Annotated in this window: 18 protein-coding genes; 12 read left to right on the top strand and 6 right to left on the bottom strand. The window is 59.4% G+C overall.

The window, feature by feature from the left end; all coding sequences use genetic code 11:
* Nucleotides 1–3: 3 nt before the first annotated feature.
* A complete protein-coding gene (locus ACWNRM_RS01185; protein ID WP_485169116.1) occupies nucleotides 4–966 on the bottom strand; it encodes a GNAT family N-acetyltransferase in 963 nt (320 codons plus the stop codon).
* Nucleotides 963–2,063, bottom strand: coding sequence for a Rieske 2Fe-2S domain-containing protein (locus ACWNRM_RS01180; protein ID WP_485169307.1), 1,101 nt, complete (start codon nucleotides 2,061–2,063; stop codon nucleotides 963–965). The genes ACWNRM_RS01185 and ACWNRM_RS01180 overlap by 4 nt, the downstream gene beginning before the upstream one ends.
* Before the next feature lie 426 nt (nucleotides 2,064–2,489).
* Between ACWNRM_RS01180 and ACWNRM_RS01175 the strand changes: the two genes are divergently transcribed.
* Complete coding sequence (locus ACWNRM_RS01175) at nucleotides 2,490–5,006, top strand: TonB-dependent receptor plug domain-containing protein (protein ID WP_485169115.1); 2,517 nt, start codon at nucleotides 2,490–2,492, stop codon at nucleotides 5,004–5,006.
* A gap of 104 nt (nucleotides 5,007–5,110) precedes the next feature.
* Here the strand turns inward: ACWNRM_RS01175 and ACWNRM_RS01170 are convergent, their stop codons facing one another.
* Nucleotides 5,111–5,953, bottom strand: a complete 843-nt coding sequence (locus ACWNRM_RS01170) for an ATP-binding protein (protein ID WP_285532047.1) — start codon at nucleotides 5,951–5,953, stop codon at nucleotides 5,111–5,113.
* A 122-nt stretch (nucleotides 5,954–6,075) separates the two neighbouring features.
* Between ACWNRM_RS01170 and yajC the strand changes: the two genes are divergently transcribed.
* On the top strand, nucleotides 6,076–6,390 hold the full coding sequence (yajC, locus tag ACWNRM_RS01165; RefSeq protein WP_023978541.1) for a preprotein translocase subunit YajC: 315 nt from the start codon (nucleotides 6,076–6,078) through the stop codon (nucleotides 6,388–6,390).
* 129 nt (nucleotides 6,391–6,519) lie between these two features.
* Here the strand turns inward: yajC and ACWNRM_RS01160 are convergent, their stop codons facing one another.
* The 3 genes from ACWNRM_RS01160 to ACWNRM_RS01150 form a co-directional block, all read right to left on the bottom strand.
* Nucleotides 6,520–7,128, bottom strand: coding sequence for a superoxide dismutase (locus tag ACWNRM_RS01160; protein WP_023978540.1), 609 nt, complete (start codon nucleotides 7,126–7,128; stop codon nucleotides 6,520–6,522).
* Nucleotides 7,129–7,250: 122 nt separating this feature from the next.
* Nucleotides 7,251–8,222: an NAD(P)-dependent oxidoreductase gene (locus ACWNRM_RS01155; protein WP_485169306.1), complete on the bottom strand. Its 972-nt coding sequence runs from the start codon at nucleotides 8,220–8,222 to the stop codon at nucleotides 7,251–7,253.
* A gap of 426 nt (nucleotides 8,223–8,648) precedes the next feature.
* On the bottom strand, nucleotides 8,649–9,254 hold the full coding sequence (locus tag ACWNRM_RS01150) for a LabA-like NYN domain-containing protein (protein ID WP_485169114.1): 606 nt from the start codon (nucleotides 9,252–9,254) through the stop codon (nucleotides 8,649–8,651).
* 275 nt (nucleotides 9,255–9,529) lie between these two features.
* Here ACWNRM_RS01150 and rpoZ point away from each other — a divergent pair, with 275 nt between their 5' ends.
* From rpoZ to ACWNRM_RS01100, 10 genes are all read left to right on the top strand, one after another.
* On the top strand, nucleotides 9,530–9,928 hold the full coding sequence (rpoZ, locus tag ACWNRM_RS01145; RefSeq protein WP_485169113.1) for a DNA-directed RNA polymerase subunit omega: 399 nt from the start codon (nucleotides 9,530–9,532) through the stop codon (nucleotides 9,926–9,928).
* Between the two features lie 151 nt (nucleotides 9,929–10,079).
* On the top strand, nucleotides 10,080–12,305 hold the full coding sequence (locus tag ACWNRM_RS01140) for a RelA/SpoT family protein (RefSeq protein ID WP_485169305.1): 2,226 nt from the start codon (nucleotides 10,080–10,082) through the stop codon (nucleotides 12,303–12,305).
* Nucleotides 12,306–12,313: 8 nt separating this feature from the next.
* Nucleotides 12,314–12,724, top strand: a complete 411-nt coding sequence (acpS, locus tag ACWNRM_RS01135) for a holo-ACP synthase (RefSeq protein WP_485169112.1) — start codon at nucleotides 12,314–12,316, stop codon at nucleotides 12,722–12,724.
* Between the two features lie 43 nt (nucleotides 12,725–12,767).
* Nucleotides 12,768–13,562, top strand: a complete 795-nt coding sequence (gene lepB, locus ACWNRM_RS01130; RefSeq protein ID WP_485169111.1) for a signal peptidase I — start codon at nucleotides 12,768–12,770, stop codon at nucleotides 13,560–13,562.
* 9 nt (nucleotides 13,563–13,571) lie between these two features.
* Nucleotides 13,572–14,321 carry a ribonuclease III gene (gene rnc, locus ACWNRM_RS01125; protein ID WP_485169110.1) on the top strand — a complete coding sequence of 250 codons (750 nt, stop codon included), beginning with the start codon at nucleotides 13,572–13,574 and terminating at the stop codon, nucleotides 14,319–14,321.
* Nucleotides 14,318–15,208, top strand: a complete 891-nt coding sequence (era, locus tag ACWNRM_RS01120) for a GTPase Era (protein ID WP_035443892.1) — start codon at nucleotides 14,318–14,320, stop codon at nucleotides 15,206–15,208. The genes rnc and era overlap by 4 nt, the downstream gene beginning before the upstream one ends.
* A gap of 86 nt (nucleotides 15,209–15,294) precedes the next feature.
* On the top strand, nucleotides 15,295–16,023 hold the full coding sequence (gene pyrH, locus ACWNRM_RS01115) for a UMP kinase (protein ID WP_485169109.1): 729 nt from the start codon (nucleotides 15,295–15,297) through the stop codon (nucleotides 16,021–16,023).
* 135 nt (nucleotides 16,024–16,158) lie between these two features.
* The gene (frr, locus tag ACWNRM_RS01110; RefSeq protein WP_062164947.1) at nucleotides 16,159–16,725 is read left to right on the top strand and encodes a ribosome recycling factor; all 567 of its coding nucleotides are present in this window, start codon (nucleotides 16,159–16,161) and stop codon (nucleotides 16,723–16,725) included.
* 9 nt (nucleotides 16,726–16,734) lie between these two features.
* A complete protein-coding gene (gene uppS / locus ACWNRM_RS01105; RefSeq protein WP_485169108.1) occupies nucleotides 16,735–17,502 on the top strand; it encodes a polyprenyl diphosphate synthase in 768 nt (255 codons plus the stop codon).
* Nucleotides 17,499–18,365, top strand: coding sequence for a phosphatidate cytidylyltransferase (locus ACWNRM_RS01100; protein WP_485169107.1), 867 nt, complete (start codon nucleotides 17,499–17,501; stop codon nucleotides 18,363–18,365). The genes uppS and ACWNRM_RS01100 overlap by 4 nt, the downstream gene beginning before the upstream one ends.
* The last annotated feature ends 7 nt before the right edge of the window (nucleotides 18,366–18,372 follow it).

Raw genomic sequence — 18,372 nt, 5'->3', positions numbered from 1 at the left:
AGGTCAACCGGCGAGTAACTCTCTTAGGAGAGGAATCAGTGGGCGGTCGGGTGCTGGCATAGGGAAGCGATCCAGTTCGTCCACTTGCACCCAGGCAAGCTCCTGCCCCTCGCGCGGGACGGGCTGGCGTCGCCAGCGTGTGCAGAGATAAAGCGGCATCAGTAAATGCCGCCCCCCTATGTTTTCGGAAACGAAGGTGAAGGGGGCGATACATCCTGCTGAGATGTCGACTCCCAACTCCTCATCCAGTTCCCGGATTAGCGCCTGTTCGGGCGATTCATGGGGCTCGACCTTACCGCCCGGGAATTCCCACAGTCCGGCCATAGGTTTGCCGGGCGGCCGACGGGCTAGGAGAACGCGCTGTTCCCGATCGATCAGCACGGCTGCGACGACCAACAGGACGCGCGGCCCGGTACCCTGTGTCGCGGGCGTTGCCTTCTCCAATGTGCGATCCAGCCTGTAGGTAAGCACTGGATAGGGTTCCGGCCCGCGCGAGATGAAGGGGATACGCGTTGTGCCCGAGCGCACGAATGCCAGACGGTCGAGCAGAGCGATCGATGGCAGGTTATCTTCTGCCACGTCCGCCATGATCTTCATGACCGGAAGTGTCTGGAACGCCCATTCGACCACGCGTCGCACGCAGGCACTCGCAATGCCTTGCTGCCAGAATGGACGCCCCACCCAATAGCCAATCCTTGCTGTCTGGGTCGGACGATCAAGCGACAGACCTATGCAACCGACGAGCCTGTCATTGTTACAAATAGCAAAATGCCAGGCTTTGCCGGTTTCCTGACGCTCGATGGTGCTCGCAATCCATTGATCAGCCAGCTCCCGCGGGTAAGGGAAGGGAAGATGGCTGAGCATGCGCACTACACTCCAGTCGTTGACCAGATTATGCACGGCGGCACCATCAGTCGGCTGAAGCGGTCGCAAGCTGTAGGGCGAGACCTCGAGTGTCAGACTCATTCGGCGGCCTGCGCCCGGTCCGGTTCGGTCAGTGACTCGACACCCTTCGTTTCGGTTTCCGGCTGGATGCCCGAACGACGCAACAGGTCACGCAGGGCGTTGATCACCGGGAAGACTTCCTGATTGCGATCACCGCCAAGCTCACGCCATGCCTTCTGCTCAAGCTCCACAATCTCGCGGTCCTCGGCGAAGATCCTGTTGGTAAACCCGACAAGGAGCGGCCAGGCAAGCTCGAGCGCTCCCTTGAGCTTGGGACGACGAATCGAGAGCAGGCCGAACACGCGACATGTGAGATGTTCGGCGTCCTGCGGCACATAGACGATCCAGAGATCCATCACGGGCGGTTCGTCGCCGGTACGGATGTGCAGTGTCTGATAGGGATAGACAGTGCGGATGGTCATGACGTCGCGATGCGCAAATTTCGCGCTGGCATCGCGCCGTTCTCCGAAGATCAGCGCCTCGCCCCAGGGCTGCTTGCCACCCACGCGGGCAAAGCTGTAACGCGCCTCGACCATACGTGGCTCATCGGCACCGCCAAGATAGCGGGGCTTCATCTTGCCCATCTGCTTCGAGTGCATGAACTGATGGTTCATATCCATCAGGTTCTCATGCATGAAGCTGTAATGGCAGTTCACATGCTCGCCGAAACGACGGGTCTTGTAGGCAGGGTCGGCCACGGAGCCGAGTTGCGGGAAGGGGGTCGTTTCAGCCTTGCCCGGATCACCCGGGAAGATGAAGATCAGCCCCTCGACCTCACGGCACGGGTAGGTGCGAACGCCATTGGGGAGTTTGCCCTTGCCCAGATAGGGCACATCGATGCAGCGGCCCGAGCGGCCATACGCCCAGCCATGATAGCAGCACTGGACAGCCTCGCCCTCCACACGCCCCTTGCTGAGCGGTACCTGTCTATGCGCACAGCGATCCTCCAGAGCGAACACGGTGCCTTCCTGTGGGCGCACAAGCGCGATGGGCTGACCGGCAAAACGTGTCGCAATGGTCTTGCCTTTGCGCAGCTCGTGCGACCACGCAACAGGGTACCAGTAATCGGGGTCGCATTTGACCCGGCGCAGATCAACCGCATCGCTTCCAAGCCTCATGGCATCTGAGCAGCGCTGTCCGGATTGGGCGTTTGCAGGTGTGTCGTTAGTGAGACTTTCCGTCATCGGTATCCCTGTCTTGACCGCCCTCATGGCCAGGCCTGGCAAAAGCTGGCGGCCCTGAGCGTGGCTCTGAAATCCTTGCAACCCTGTGCAGAGGCGAAGTTTAGCAGGCTTGCGGCCAGAGGGAACAGCACCTTTACGTCACGAATGTTCACCGGGGAACTTATGATCGTGAAATGGAGCTTAGGCGAAAGATAATTGCTGAAACTGGCCGATTTGTGCTGGCTATCTACGACAAACTGTGTTTTTTTTGTCTCATTCGATCCGCTAACGAAAGAAAATTCCATTTCGACGTTGTAACGAGTTTTCGATGCTGCCTAGACTGATCCTGGTTCACGATCCCATGGAGAGACAGCTCGAACGATGTTTACAAAGCGAAGAATACTGGCGGCGGCGACCCTTCTCTCCTTCCCATTCGGGTTCAGCTACGCTCAGGCGGCTACGCAGCCTGCCGAGCAGACTGCGCCGAAGGTAAAGAAGACAGGTGTCGTTCACCACAGAACATCAATCGGCTCGGATCAGCCCCTTCATTCCGTTCCCAAGATCCGCACCCGCAAGGCACGCGATGCGAGCGGCGATAGCGGTGAGTCCGTCATCGTGACGGGTACCCATGCCTTCAATCGCAAGGCCCGCGACAGCGCCGTGCCTGTCACCGTGGTTTCTGCTGCTACCCTGCGCCGTTCGGGCCAGCTCAACCTGGCAGACGCCATCACACGCGTTGATCCTTCCATCACGGTCACAGCCAACGGCGCCGATGCCGGTGCGCTGACCTCGGCGATCCGTATGCGTGGCCTAAACCCTAACGAGGTTCTGGTGCTGGTCGATGGCAAACGCCGTAACACGACGGCCAATATCTATGCGGATGCAGGCCCGCAGCAGGGTTCGACCCCGGTCGATCTGAACATGATCCCGGCGGGCGCGATCGATCACATCGAGATCCTGCGTGACGGCGCTGCCGCGCTCTACGGTTCTGATGCCATCGCAGGTGTCGTGAACATCATCACCAAGAAGACCAATCATGGCATCAACACCGTCGCGCAGACGGGTGCGAATGCCTATAACGGCACCGGATGGCAGTATCTGATTGGTGCCGATGGCGGTCTCAAATGGGGCAATGACGGTTTCGTCCACCTGAGCGGTCAGATCTATCACACCGATCACTGGGTCTCGAAGCTCAAGAGCACCGATGACCATCGCTGGACGACCAGCTCGAGCTGGCCCGCCAACTCCAACAACATCCTCTCCAACCCGGAAGAAACACGCGAAAATCTCTCCATCGAATGGGGCAAGGGTATCACGGAAGGTATCGAGACCTATGGTCTGATCACCTACGCCCATCGCCATTCCGAGGCTTACGAGAATTATCGTGTGCCCACCGTGGCACCGAGCGCCTATCCCTACGGCTTCTCCCCGCTCGAGACGATCGAGGAGAACGACTTTCAGGCCAATCTGGGCCTCAAGGGCGACAATCTGTTCGGTTTCAGCTGGGATCTGAGCACGCTCTATGGCCAGGATGACGACGATATCGGGAACAAGAACACCTTCAACCCGAATTACTACAAGGCCTATGGGTTCTCGCCCACTACGGTGCGCGCCCAGAGCTATTCTCTCGCCCAGTGGACCAGCAATTTCGATGCCCGTCGCAACTTCCGTATCGCGGATGTGGTGCCGATGACGCTGGCCTTCGGTGCCGAGCATCGTCTGGAAATGTACACGATCAAGGCAGGCGAGCCGGCTTCGTATGATCTTGGCGGCACACAGGGCTTTGCCGGTCTGACGCCACAGAACGCAGGCAAGTGGCAGCGCAATATCTGGGCGGGTTATCTGGATGGCGACTTCCATCCGTTGCCGCACTGGGACCTCGATTTTGCCGGCCGCTTCGAGCACTACACCGATGTCGGGAATACCGAGAACGGCAAGGTCACGACGCGCTACGACATCACCAGCAAGCTCGCAATCCGCGGCACGATCAGCAACGGCTTTCGTGCGCCGACCATGCCCGAGCAGTATTATTCGGCGCTTAACGTCTCTCCAACTGGTGCTTCGGGTCTGCTTCAGACTGTTGGCGCTGCAGGCAAGACCATCGGTGCCCAGCGTCTGAAGCCCGAGCGGTCGACGAGTGCCGAAGGCGGTATCATCGCAGAACCGCTGAAGGACTGGCATGTTTCGGTTGACGTCTATCAGATCAATATCCGTGACCGCATTATCGGCTCGGCTACGGTCAATGGTCAGACGGCACTGGATGCGATCGCTCTGACAGGCGTGGATCTGCCAAGCGGGATCGACCCCAGCAACGTGACAGCCAATTACTTTGCCAACGTGGCCAGCACGCGCACGCAGGGTCTCGACCTGCAAACCGATTATCTGTTGCGTCTGCACCGCTACGGCACGCTTAACCTGAGCGCGATGCTCAACCTCAACCGCACGCGCATCAGCCATATCAACACCAATGCTTTCGGGGAACCCGCAGCCAATGCGCAGACAGTGGGTTATCTCACCACGGGCTCACCGCGCAGCAAGCTGATCCTGAACGCCTACTGGACGTATCATCAGTGGGACGTGAACCTGCGTCAGACCCGCTATGGCGAGACCAAGTCGCTGCTGACCTATGAGGATCTGGCACCAGCGGCGATCAAGTACTCCAACACGGAATGGGCAGAGTTCAAGAACACGCCTGTCTGGCTGACAGATCTTGAAGTTGGCTATCGCTTCACCGAGCATTGGCACTTTGCTATCGGCGCAAACAACATCTTCAACCAGCGCCCGCGCCACGTGAACCCGATCACCAACTATCTGGGTCCGAAGATCTATGACACCGACTCCTCGGGTATTCCGATCTATGGCGCCTATTACTACGGTCGTCTGAACGCGACGTTCTGATCGTTCCCTCATCCATGCAGGGACCAGCCAAAGGGTTCCTGCAGACGCTTTCCTTTCTGACAAGCTTTTCAGACCGGGCCGGTGCATAACCGACCCGGCTTTTTTTATCCCAGCGTCGCGCTGAGATGGTCGATGAACTGGGCGGCAACGCGGCCGGAGCGGCCCCCACGTTCCATGGCCCATTCCAGAGCGTGCCGATGCAGCGCCTCGGTCGAGATGGCGAGCCTGCGGTGGGCTGCGTAGCCGTCAACAATCGCAAGATAGGTTTCCTGGTTGCAGCCATGAACACCGATCCACAGGCCGAAGCGGTCTGACAGGGAGACCTTTTCCTCGACGGCTTCCTGCGGGTTGATGGCGCTGCCGCTCTCGTTTTCCATCATGTCGCGCGGCATGAGATGGCGACGATTGGACGTGGCATAGAACAGCACGTTCTCGGGGCGGCCCATGATGCCGCCATCCAGAACCGATTTCAGCGATTTGTAATCGGCATCCTGTGTCTCGAAGGAGAGGTCATCGCAAAAGAGAATACAGCGCCGGGGCTGGGCGCGCAGGATATCGAGCAGTCGGGGGAGGGTGGAGAGATCGTCGCGCTGGATCTCGATCAGGACAAGGGCATGGGGCCGCTCGCGATTGGCCTCGGCAAAGCACGCCTTGACCAGCGAGGATTTCCCCATACCCCGCGCACCCCAGAGCATGACATTATTGCCTGTGCGACCCTGTGCGAAATGGCGCGTGTTTTCCAGAACCAGCCGGGTCTGGCGATCAATCCCGCGCAGCAGAGAGAGATCGACCCCGTGGACCTGCGCGACGGGTCGCAGGCTTGCGGACGCCCCCTGCCACATGAAGGCGTCGCCTGTCTCGAGCGTGGTTGCGCTGGCCGGTGCGGGTGACAGGCGTTCCAGAGCCGATGCAATACGCTCGAGTTTTTCGAGCAGAACGGGGTCCATAGGTTTCTCCCTTGTTCCAAAGCCGTGCTTGACGTGCAGGCGCGGTCAATTATGGTCCGGCTGCAATCCGGTCCGTCCCATGACGTGCCCGGTCCCTGACTATCGACATATGGAAGAAACGCATGCTCGCCAACAGCGGGATTATCTCATTCCTCCCGATGATCCTCGTGTTCGTCGTGTTCTATTTCGTGCTCATCCGTCCCCAGCAGGCACGCCAGAAGGAACTCAAGGCACAGCTCAACGCGCTGCGTCGTGGTGACCGTATCGTGACCAGTGGCGGCATTATTGGCGTGGTTCAGCTTGCCCGTGAGGGGACCAAGGAAATCGAGATCGAGATCGCTCCCGGCGTGAAGATCCAGCTGATGCGTGAAAATGTCTCGCAGGTTCTGACCAGCACGGCGAAGCCAGCGAATGACGGTGGCAAGCCCGCCAAGTAAGACGCAGCGCTCCGTACAGATCGAAAAAGGCCGGTCCCGCAAGGGAGCCGGCCTTTTTCATGGGATATCGTCTTGGGCTGCCCCGCAGAGAGTCCCCAGGGACAATCCTCAGGGCAGTCCGGAACGATATCAGGCAGAAAGCAGCTCTGCTTCGGCAAACTCGTAATTGGCAAGCTTGTCGAGATAGTTGGTGATGTAGTCAGGGCGACGGTTGCGGAAGTCCAGATAATAGGCGTGTTCCCACACATCCAGACCCAGCAGGGCACGACCCTGGCCTTCGGCCAGCGGGTTCGAGCCATTGGCTGTCTTGGTCACGGCGAGCTTGCCATCGTTGCCAAGAACCAGCCACGCCCAGCCTGAGCCGAACTGCGAGATGGCGGCCTGCTTGAACGCAGCCTTGAACGCGTCGAGACCACCGAGATCGGACTCGATCTTTGCGGCCAGCTTGGACGGCACCTGGCCGCCATTCGGCGCAAGGTTCTTCCAGAACAGGATATGGTTCCAGTGCTGGCCCGCGTTGTTGAACACGGGAGCCTGTGCGGCATCACCCTTCACGGCGAGGATGATTTCCTCAAGGCTCTTGCCTTGAAGCTCCGGCTTGGCTTCGACAAAGCCGTTCAGCGCCGTGACATAAGCCTGATGATGCTTGCCATGATGCAGCTCAAGCGTTTCCTGGCACATGCCAGAGGCGGCGAGCGCACCGGACGAGTAGGGAAGGGACGGCAGTTCGAAAGCCATGGTCGCGTCTCCTGGACTGTCATGGTGAGGGCCAGACGGGCTGTCTGGCCACAGAAGGCAGCTATGGTGCGCAACCGGTTTCGTCAACCCGTTGCGACAGCGGCCCGTGTCGCGTTGATCTATCAGTTGTCGTGCTTGACGACGCTCTTTTCAATCGCGCCAAGCAAAGCCGAGTAATCTTCATCGGCATGACGTTTGCCCGAAAGGGCCAGGGCCTGGTCTGCCACGGCAATGGCAGGACAGAAGCTGTGCGTCGATCTGGCCGCGCTGATGAGCAGTCCCATATCCTTGGACATGAGGCGGGTCGGGAATTGCGGCGAGAAATCACCCGTTTGTGCGGCACCAAGCTTGCGCTTGTGATGCGGCGAGATGACGGCCACCTGAGACAGCGCTTCATACAGCATGTCACGGTTCAGGCCGCTATCAAGGCCATAACCCACAGCTTCGGCAATCACGTTGAGCGTTGCGCCCATGATGCCGTTGATGACGAGCTTGAGGCGCGTGCCCGCCCCGACGTCTCCAGCATGGATGGTGAGCTTGCCGATGGCGTCGAGCACGGGCGCGGCGGCGGCAAGATCCTGTTCTGAGGCTCCCACCAGCATGACAAGCTCGCCTTTTTCGGCTTCGGGGGTGCTGCCCGACATGGGGGCGTCTACAAAGCGTAGTCCTTTTCCGACGACAAGCCTCTGGAGCTTCTCGGTCGCCTCTGGCGAGACGGTGCTACAATTGATCACGAGCGCGTCAGGGCGAGCCCCGGCGAGAAATCCGTCGTCTCCTTCGGCCGATGCCATTACGGCTGCATCGTTCGGTACGCACAGGATGATGATATCAACGCTTTCGCCAAGCGAGCACGCTGACTGGGCCACCGGTGTCTCTGCATCCTGCTGGCGCCCTGACGGGGTGTAGGCAATGACGTCATAACCCGTTGCCCGCAGGTTATGGCCCATGAGAGAGCCCATCGCACCATAGCCAATAAAGCCGATCTTACCTGAGTTACGCTGATTCATGGTGATTCTCCTCTCGAGCGTGATCCTGCGGGTTAAAGCGTCCTGATTGCCCAGGTTGCTTGCCCCGACGCGCAGTTGATCACGCATCATTCGACGCGGGCAGATGCTGGGAAGGGGGGCGCCCCTCTGTCTCGGTTTATCTAGGGAAGTCTTGCCCGATTTGTGTCAATACGTTTCTGGTGAGCGGACATCTTCCCGATGATCAAAAAATGTCATGACAACAAGCACGTTAGATCGCAGTCGCGCACAGGCTCCCTTCGCTGGAGCTGCCTATGCACCGGATCGGATCCCGGTGGATACAGGACTAAGAGATATGGAAACGCCTGACGCTTCAACTTCCGTAGAGGCGTGAATCTGGCAGTGAACGAAGCCGAGCGGAGGCGCTCGCAGGTAGTCCCCACGGGCGCCCACCGCCGAATTGTCGGCCTCAAATGGGCGGGGCAAACGTTACGATGTCTGCCGATGCCATCTCACTGCCTCGAAACATGCCCAGGGCTGGGTTAGACAGGACGATCAGTCATCAAGATCGCTGTCGGTCATAACATCGGCAGGATGCCTGATCGGGGTGGATCTGGGGCGTACTGGACTGTCGGCCTGACGGCGTGTGAACTCTGCCGCAATGTCCCCCAGTTCGATGAACTGATCCACCTGTCGTCTCAGGTCGTCGCCGATCAGCGGCGGGGAGGAGCGAAGCGACGATATCGCAGTCACGCGCACGCCACGGCGCTGTATGGCCTCTACAGCGCGCCGCAGATCGGCATCACCACTGAAGATGACAGCGTGATCGATCCTGTCAGACAATTCGAGAAGGTCCACCGCCAACTCGACATCCATGTTACCCTTCAGGCGGCGGCGCCCGGTTTGATCCGTGAATTCGCGCGCCGTCTTTGTGACCAGCATGTAGCCGTTATAGGCGAGCCAATCCGTCAATGGTTTGAGTGGTGAGTATTCGTCGGTTTCTGGAATTGCTGCATAGTAGTGGGCACGAACCAATCGTGTTCCTGCCTTGAGGTAGCGAAGCAATCTCCGATAATCTACCTCAAAACCCAGTGTTTTTGCTGTGTAATAAAGGCTTGATCCATCAATAAAAACAGCAGTTTTCTCGCTTTTGTCGAGCATGTCCGATCCACATCCAAAATCTGCCTCCAGGGTACTTCGAGGCAGTTGGCTAAATTTACTGTAGAAGGTTAACGAAATTCTGCTGAATAATATAGGGACTGCTTCATTTCCTTATTTTCAGGTTGCGTCAGGGTTGTGACCTTTCGGGTGGTCGTCACTGTCTGGGCAAGCTGGGTCTGGTGGCTGGGCCGCGGTGTTGTGATTGCTCCGTCCCCACGGCTATGCTATTTTGCACAATTCACGTCGATCCGCGGAAATTGGTTGGGAAGAGTTTTATGGCACGCGTTACCGTTGAAGACTGCATCGAAAAGGTCCCGAACCGCTTCGAGCTCGTTCTCCTTGCTGCACAGCGCGCTCGTGGCTTGTCGCGTGGCGAGGAAATGACCCTCGATCGCGATAATGACAAAAACCCTGTGGTGGCCCTGCGTGAAATCGCGGAAGACAAGGTCAATCTCGGTACGCTCAAGGATGGCATCGTGCGTTCTCTGGCACGTGCGCCCGAGCCGGAGCCTGTCGATGAAGAGGTGATGGACCTCATTCCGACCGACCAGAATATCTTTGGTCTGCAGGACGTTTCCACTGAAGAAGAACATGCCCATATGGCCGAAACCATGTCGACGGCCGAGCTCGAAGCGTCGTTCGAGGCAGAGTTTGGAGGACGTGGGCGCCGCTGAGTCCTCTTGCGATGTCGGGCCATTCTGTGGTCCGGTAGCGTATTCAACGATCTAGGTTGCGGGAGAGAGTACCGGCATGTCTGACACCCTTCTCCCCGGCGCCGAGCACAACACGCCAGCGCCCGAAAGCCTCGCAGTTGAATCGGCTGGCATGGCCCCCGCCATGCCGTCGATCAGCGGCCTTCTTCGCCGCATCGCCGCCTATGATCCGCAAGCGGATCTCAAGCGCGTGGAAGAAGCCTACGAGGTTGCCGAGAGGGCGCATCGCGAGCAAAAACGCGATAATGGTGAGCCCTATATTATCCATCCCATCGCCGTGGCGAACATCCTTGCGGGTTTTCGCATGGACGTGCCTTCGATCATGGTCGGGCTGCTGCACGATACGGTCGAAGATACCGGGATCACCCCGGCCTTTCTGAAGGATCGCTTCGGTGAGACGGTGGCCAGTCTGGTCGATGGCGTGACCAAGCTGACCCGTCTGGAGTTGCAGTCAGACCGAACGAAACAGGCGGAAAACTTCCGTAAGCTCGTTCTGGCCATGTCGCGCGATATCCGCGTGCTGATTGTGAAGCTGGCCGATCGCCTGCACAACATGCGCACCCTGCATTATGTGCAGAGGCAGGATCGACGCCTGCGCATTGCCCGTGAAACGATGGATATCTATGCCCCGCTGGCCGAACGTATCGGTATGGATCGCGTCAAGACCGAGCTGCAGAACCTCTCCTTCGAGCAGCTTGAGCCCGAGGCTGATGCAACAATCCGGGCGCGCCTGAACTTCCTGCGGGGTCATGGCGCGGATATCATCGAGCAGATCAAGCATGAACTGAAGGCGCTCTGTGCCGAGGTCGGTCTGCCCCAGATCGACGTGACGGGGCGGGAAAAATCGCCCTATTCCATCTGGGCCAAAATGCAAAAGCGCAATGTCGCGTTCGAGCAGCTTTCCGACATCATGGCATTTCGCGTGATCGTTCCCAGCCGTGACGCCTGTTATGCCGCGCTGGGTGCCATTCACGGCGCCTATCCGATGATCGCGGGGCGCTTCAAGGATTACATTTCCACCCCCAAGGCCAATGGCTATCAGAGCCTTCATACGGGCGTGACCCTGCGTCAGCCGCGCAACCAAAAGATCGAGGTGCAGATCCGTACAGCGGACATGCACAATTTTGCCGAGAACGGTGTGGCAGCGCACTGGGCCTACAAGGAGCGTGACGAGGCGCAGGCGTCCAACAGTGAAGTTGCGGCTCTGGGCCTCAACAAGCTGCGCTGGGTGCAGGATCTGCTTGAGATCCTTGAGGATTCAGAGGCACCTGACGAGTTTCTCGAAAACACGAAGCTCGAACTGTATCAGGATCAGGTTTTCTGTTTCACCCCCAAAGGGCAGCTGATTTCCCTGCCGCGCCGTGCGACACCGGTCGACTTCGCCTATGCGGTGCATAGTCAGGTCGGTGACGCCTGCGTAGGCGCCAAGATCAATGGTCGCCTGATGCCCCTGCGCCATGAATTGCAGAATGGCGATCAGGTCGAGATCATGACGGCGCGTGGCGGGACGCCCTCGGCGTCCTGGGAGCGGTTCGTTGTCACCGGCAAGGCGCGCGCGCGCATACGCCGCCACGTTGCCTTGCAGCAGCGTCAGGTCAATCTCGATAGCGGGCGCACGGCGCTGGCCAAGGCTTTCCGGCAGGAAGGCGTTGATGGCAGCGAAAAGGTTCTGGAATCGCTTCTGCGCGATCTGCGTCAGGCCAGCATCGAGGATCTGTATGTTGCGGTTGGCAATGGTCAGCTCGGACCGCGCGATGTGGTCAATGCGGCCTATCCGGAGCTGCGCCAGACCCATCGCGCGCCCCGTATGGTGCCCGGTCTGTCGGGTCGCCTGGGTGGCGGTGTTGGCACCACGCCACGCTACGGTGCCAAGGCTGGGTCAATCATCACCGGTATCGGTTCCGGGATTGCGACCCATTTCGCCGGATGTTGCCATCCGCTGCCGGGCGACCCGATCGTGGGGATCATCGCGCAGGGCAAGGGGGTGACCATCCACCAGCGTGCCTGCCAGAATTTGAGTGCCTTCTCGTCCACGCCTGAACGGTTCCTTGAAATCGACTGGGACTACGAGGCCCTGGCGCAAGGCGAGCGCGGTGCGCCTCATATCGGACGTGTCAGCGTGATTGCTGCCAATGAGTCGAGCGTTCTGACCACGCTGACCAATACGGCTTCCAAACATAACGGCAGTGTCGTCAATCTGCGTATCCTGAACCGTCAGCTCGATTTTATGGAAATTCTGGTCGATCTGGAAGTGCGTGACGTGCGGCACCTGTCCGCCATGATTGCGGCGCTGCGTTCGGCGCAGGGTGTCATGCAGGTCGAGCGCGCCCGGAACTGAGCTGCGGGATGATCAGGGGGATTGGCACGGATCTGTGCGATATGCGTCGTATTGCACGGGTTCTCGAGCGTTCAGGGGAAAGATTTCTCGAGCGCAGTTTTACCGCGGCGGAACGAGCCTATGCGAATACGCGCAAGGGCGATGGCCGTATCGGCATCCTGGCCAAGCGATGGGCGGCCAAGGAGGCATGCGTCAAGGCATTGGGCACTGGCTTTCGTGACGGTATCGCCCTGACCGACATCGAGGTTGGCAACGATGCCTCCGGCAAACCCTATCTTACCTTGCATGGCGAGGCGGCGCGCTGCCTTGCGGTGATGGCTCTGCCGGGAGAGCGGGCGGAAATCCTGCTCAGCCTGAGTGACGAGATACCTTACGCCCTGGCCTATGTGATCGTGCAGTCAGTTTCCCGTACTTCGTGATAGCCTGTCGCCAATGCCCCACCACCTGCGCTAAGACCCGGATATGACCGACCAGAATCAGGAGGCGCGCGCCTCCAGAAAAAAAGAAGATACCCCCCTTGAGATCGTGCGCTTTGTCGCGATCTGGATTGTCGTATTGCTGGCGATACGAACGGTGGTTCTCGAACCGTTCAATATTCCCAGCGCATCCATGATCCCGACCCTGCAGGTAGGGGACTACATCATCGTCACGAAATTCGATTATGGCTGGTCACGATTCTCCATGCCGTTCTCGCCGCATCTCTTTGACGGGCGCATCTGGGGCTCGATGCCGCATCGTGGTGATGTCGCGGTGTTCCGTTATACGCAAAACACGTCGGTCGATTATATCAAGCGCATCATCGGTCTGCCGGGTGATCATATCCAGATGCGCGCAGGCGAGCTCTATCTGAACGGCACGCTGGTGCCGCGCAGATCGCTGGGCGCCTACTCCGTGATGGATGAGAATCGTTATCCGCAGACGGGTATCCGCTATCTTGAAACCTTGCCGGGAAGTGCGGGCGCCGCGTCTGTCACGCATCAGATCCTGAAGCAGACGGATGAGGGTGAGCAGAACGACACGCGCGAATATGTCGTGCCCGAAGGCTACTTCTTCGCGATGGGCGATAATCGCGACAATAGCGGAGACAGCCGTTTCCAGCGCGATAATGGTGTGGATCTGGGCTACGTGCCGATGGTCAATCTGGTGGGCAAGGCACGCTTCGTGTTCTTCTCGTACGAGGCCGTTCATCCTCTCTGGCAGTTCTGGCAATGGCCCTTCGAGATCCGCTGGAGCCATCTTTTCGCGACCATGCATTGAGGGTGGCTCATGACGACGCATGACGCCATAACGGAGACCCTCCAGAAAGCCCTTGGTCACCAGTTTACTGATCAGGGATTGCTGCGGCAGGCGCTCACACACCGTTCTGCCGTCTCTGCCCGTCAGGGAAGGCGCGCACCACGTCAGGCGGTAAGGGTTGCCAGCGCCGCCTCGAACGAGCGGCTGGAATTCATTGGTGATCGCGTGCTTGGCCTGCTGATGGCAGAATGGCTGCTTGAGCAGTTCCCCGACGAGCCCGAAGGGGCGTTGGGCCCCCGCCATGCCTCGCTGGTCTCGCGCAACGCTTTGGCCCCGATTGCGGAAAGCATTGGTGTGGCCGAGGCGCTGCATATCGCAGAGCATGAGGAGCAGGCCGGTATACGTAGTCTTGCCAATGTTCAGGCCGACGCGATGGAGGCTCTGTTAGGGGCGCTCTATCTTGATGGCGGACTGGAGCCGGCGCGACGTTTTGTGCGGGAGAAGTGGAAGGACCTGCTGACCTCGCAGATCACGCCGCCCAAGGATCCCAAGACGACCCTGCAGGAATTCGTTCTTGCCCGGGGATACCCCTTGCCGGATTACGAAACGCTTTCCATGGAAGGCCCCTCACATGCGCCGCGCTTTACCATCGCGGTTTCTGCTATGGGGGAGCGAGGAGAAGGCGTTGCGGGTAGCAAGCGCCAGGCCGAGAGTGAGGCAGCTACTGCCTTGCTTCGGCGATTGAACCGTGGCCGTAAAGGCACGAAGGATAGAAAATGACAACACGTTGTGGTTTCGTCGCCCTGGTCGGGGCTCCGAATGCCGGTAAATCCACCCTGATCAACCGTATGACCGGGACCAAGCTCTCGATCGTCAGTCCCAAGGCCCAGACGACGCGCTTTCGCGTGCTCGGGATCCTGATGCGGCAGACTTCCCAGATTCTGCTGGTTGATACGCCGGGCATCTTCAAGCCAAAGCGCAAGCTCGACCGGGCTATGGTGGCGGCAGCGTGGACCGGGTCACAGGACGCCGATATCTCGCTCCTGCTGATCGATGCCAAGGCTGGCATACGCGAAGAGGCCCAGGCGGTGATCGATACCCTGGCGAAGCAGAAGCGTCGTGTCTGGCTTGTGCTCAACAAGACCGACCTCGTGACCACGCAGCAGCTTCTGCCCCTGACCAAAGCCATTACCGATCAGCTGTCGGTCGAGCATGTGTTCATGCTCAGCGCCCGTTCGGGTGATGGGGTGGACGATCTGCTGGATTATCTCGCAGCTGAACTGCCGGAGGGGCCTTACCTCTATCCGGAGGATGATCTGACCGATCTGCCCGATCGTTTGCTGGCGGCCGAACTGGTGCGCGAGCAGATCTTCATGCAGACCCATGAGGAAATTCCCTATCAGGCCACTGTCGAGACAGAGAGCTTCAAGGAACGCCCTGATGGGTCTGTGCGCATCGATGCCACGATCTATGTCTCCCGGCCCGGGCACAAGGCCATTCTGATTGGTGAGGGGGGACGCAAGATTCGCAGCATTGGCGAGCGGGCCCGTCTGGATCTGGGCCGGTTGCTTGAGCGCCCCTGCCACCTTTTCCTGAACGTGCGTGAGCGCGCGGGCTGGGACGAGGAAAAGGCCAGACTGCGCGCCATCGGGCTGGATGACGCCTGAGAAGTTCTTGTGAGGACAGGCCGCGCCCTATAAGAGAGGCGCGGGCCGTGTTGGGCCCTGATCAGGCCGCTGTAAAAGAGGATGCGATGACCGGAACTTCTGCAGGATACAAGCGCGTTCTTCTCAAGGTTTCGGGCGAAGCCCTTATGGGCAAGGGCTCATTCGGTATCGAGCCGCAGATGGTCGAGGCCATCGCGAGCGATGTTGCTTCTGTCTCACGCAGCGGCATCCAGGTCTGTCTGGTGATCGGTGGCGGAAACATCTTCCGGGGTGTGGCCGCCGCAGCGAAGGGCATGGACCGCGCCCAGGGTGATTATGCCGGTATGCTGGCAACCGTCATCAACGCGCTGATGATGCAGAATGCTCTTGAGCGCGCCGGGATCGATACCCGCGTGATGTCCGCCATCCAGATGTCCTCCATTGCCGAGCCCTATATCCGTCGTCGTGCCGTGCGCCACATGGAAAAGGGACGTGTGGTCATCTTTGCTGCGGGTACGGGCAATCCGTTCTTCACGACTGACACTGCGGCTGCACTGCGCGCCAACGAGATGGAATGTGATGTTCTGCTCAAGGGCACACAGGTCGATGGTGTCTATTCTGCCGACCCGCGCCGCGTGCGGGATGCCGAGCGTTATGATGAACTGTCCTACATGGACGTGCTGTCACGCGATCTGAATGTGATGGACGCAACTGCTATTTCGCTGGCGCGTGAAAACCGGCTTCCGATCATTGTTTTCAATATTCATGCCCCCGGTGCGTTTGCGAGTGTCATGCGCGGCGAGGGGCGTTTCACCCGTATCATCGAAACGGCCTGAGCAGGGCCATCTGCCGGGTGTTCCGGGGGATCTCGCGAGGGCTCATGGCCCTCGGGATATCACGGCAATGCCATACCGCCACCCAAGGGACATTTCCCCGGTCCGGACGCCTGAACCGTATTGAAGGAGAGACCAATGCCTGCCGAACTGAACGATCTGCTTGACGATCTGACGCGCCGTATGGATGGCGCCCTCGAGAGCCTGCGCCGCGATCTGTCAGGCTTGCGCTCGGGCCGCGCCAGCCCGAACCTGCTCGAGCCGGTCCGTGTCGAAGCCTATGGCAGTGAAGTGCCGCTCTCCCAGGTGGGTTCGATTGCCGTTCCCGAAGCGCGCATGCTGACGGTCTCGGTCTGGGATCGCGGTCTCGTAGGTGCCGTTGAGCGCGCCATCCGTGATGCCGGTCTCGGTCTCAACCCGGCGGCTGATGGCCAGACCGTGCGCGTGCCGATTCCCCAGCTGACGGAAGAGCGTCGTACCGAGCTGGCCCGCGCCGCTGGGCGTTATGCCGAAAACGGCAAGATTGCCGTGCGCAATGTGCGTCGTGATGGCATGGACCAGATCAAGACACACGAAAAGAAGAGCGAAATCAGCCAGGACGACATGAAGGTGTGGTCTGACGGCGTTCAGAAGCTGACCGACCAGTATATCAAGAAGGTTGACGACATGCTGGCGGACAAGGAACGCGAGATCAAGCAGGTCTGATTCAAGGCTGTGTCCTCCTCACGCGCACATAAGGCTCCTGCTCCAGGAGCGGCTGCAGTAGTCATTCCACGTCATGTTGCTGTCATCATGGACGGCAACGGACGTTGGGCGCGTGCGCGTGGCAAGCCTGTGATGGCTGGCCACCGAGCGGGCGCCGAGGCTGTCAGGCGTTGCGTCAGGGCTGCTATAAATGCCGGTGTGCGCTATCTGACGCTGTATGCGTTTTCATCCGAGAACTGGAACCGTACCACCGAAGAGGTGTCTGATCTGACGTCGCTTCTGCGCTTTTATCTGCGCCACAAGGTGGCGGAGCTTCACGAGCAGAATGTCAGGCTCGACTTTATCGGTGATCTCACCCGTTTCGACGCCAGCCTTCGTGATGAGATCGAGCGCGCTCGAAGTCTGACAGGACATAATACGCGGCTGACCATGATCCTCGCGCTTTCTTACGGGGCGCGGCATGACATGCTCAGCGCGGCGCGCAAGATGGCCTTGGCGGCCTCTCGTGGTGAACTCGACCTTGATGGCGTGAGCGAGGCCGCGTTCGGCGACTTCCTCCAGACATCGTCTTTCCCTGACCCTGATCTTATCGTGCGCACAAGTGGCGAACGGCGCCTCTCCAACTTTCTGCTATGGGAATCGGCCTATGCCGAACTGGCTTTCCTGGATGTGATGTGGCCTGATTTTGACGAGAGCCATTTTGAAGCTCTCATGAGTGATTTTTCCCGACGTGAGCGTCGCTTCGGCAAGCGTCTCGAACCGGATGGCGTTCTGTGAGCCAGCAAAACGCAGCGCAACGATGGTCTGATCTGCGTCTGCGCCTGATCTCTGCAGCTGTCATAATTCCAGTAGCTGTCTTCTGCATTCTCATGGGCGGACTGGCCTACCGTGCCATGATCCTGCTTGTTAGTCTCGGTCTGGCTTATGAAGCGATCGCGATGGCCGGGCTGAAGTGGGAACGAGGGGCATGGAACTGGCGCGGCTCGCTTCTGATGGGCTGGCCACTGGTCGCATTGCTGGCAGCCATGAAGGGCGAATGGCGTGTCGCCTTCGCTATGGTATGCGCTGCTGGAATATTTGGGGCTGCCCAATGGGCCTGCGTTGCTGTGGCAGCCTTCGGGGGATTGTCGCTGTTCTGGCTGCGTGAGCCAGCTCACGGGTCAGTATTGGTCCTCTTTGTCGTTCTGGTGGTCATCGCCAGTGATAGCGGGGCCTATCTTGCCGGACGTATCTTTGGAGGTGCCAAACTTGCGCCGCGCATTTCTCCGGGCAAGACGCGGTCCGGTGCGATCGGCGGGCTTGTGGCTGCAGGCCTTGCAGGTATGGCCGTGGCGCTGATCTCGGGGCTCGGTGCCCCTTTCGGCGGGCTCGTATGGGGGATGGGCCTTGGCTGTGCCTCCCAAACGGGTGATCTCGCGGAAAGTGCCGCCAAGCGCCGCGTCGGCATCAAGGATTCGGGCAAGCTTATCCCCGGTCATGGCGGATTGCTTGACCGGTTCGATGGGCTTCTCGCGGCCGCTCCTCTCGCCGCTCTTCTCTCAGTATGTGTGCCGGAACAGATTTTCTGGAACGTCTCACCCCATGATGTGCTCGCGGCTCTGACGCATCTCTTTGTTTCACCTTCCGCTTCATTGCATTGATCTGGAG

It is taken from the genome of Asaia sp. A2 (assembly GCF_057319415.1).
Note: the sequence above shows the minus strand (reverse complement) of the source record. Positions and strands in the feature narration are given on the sequence as shown.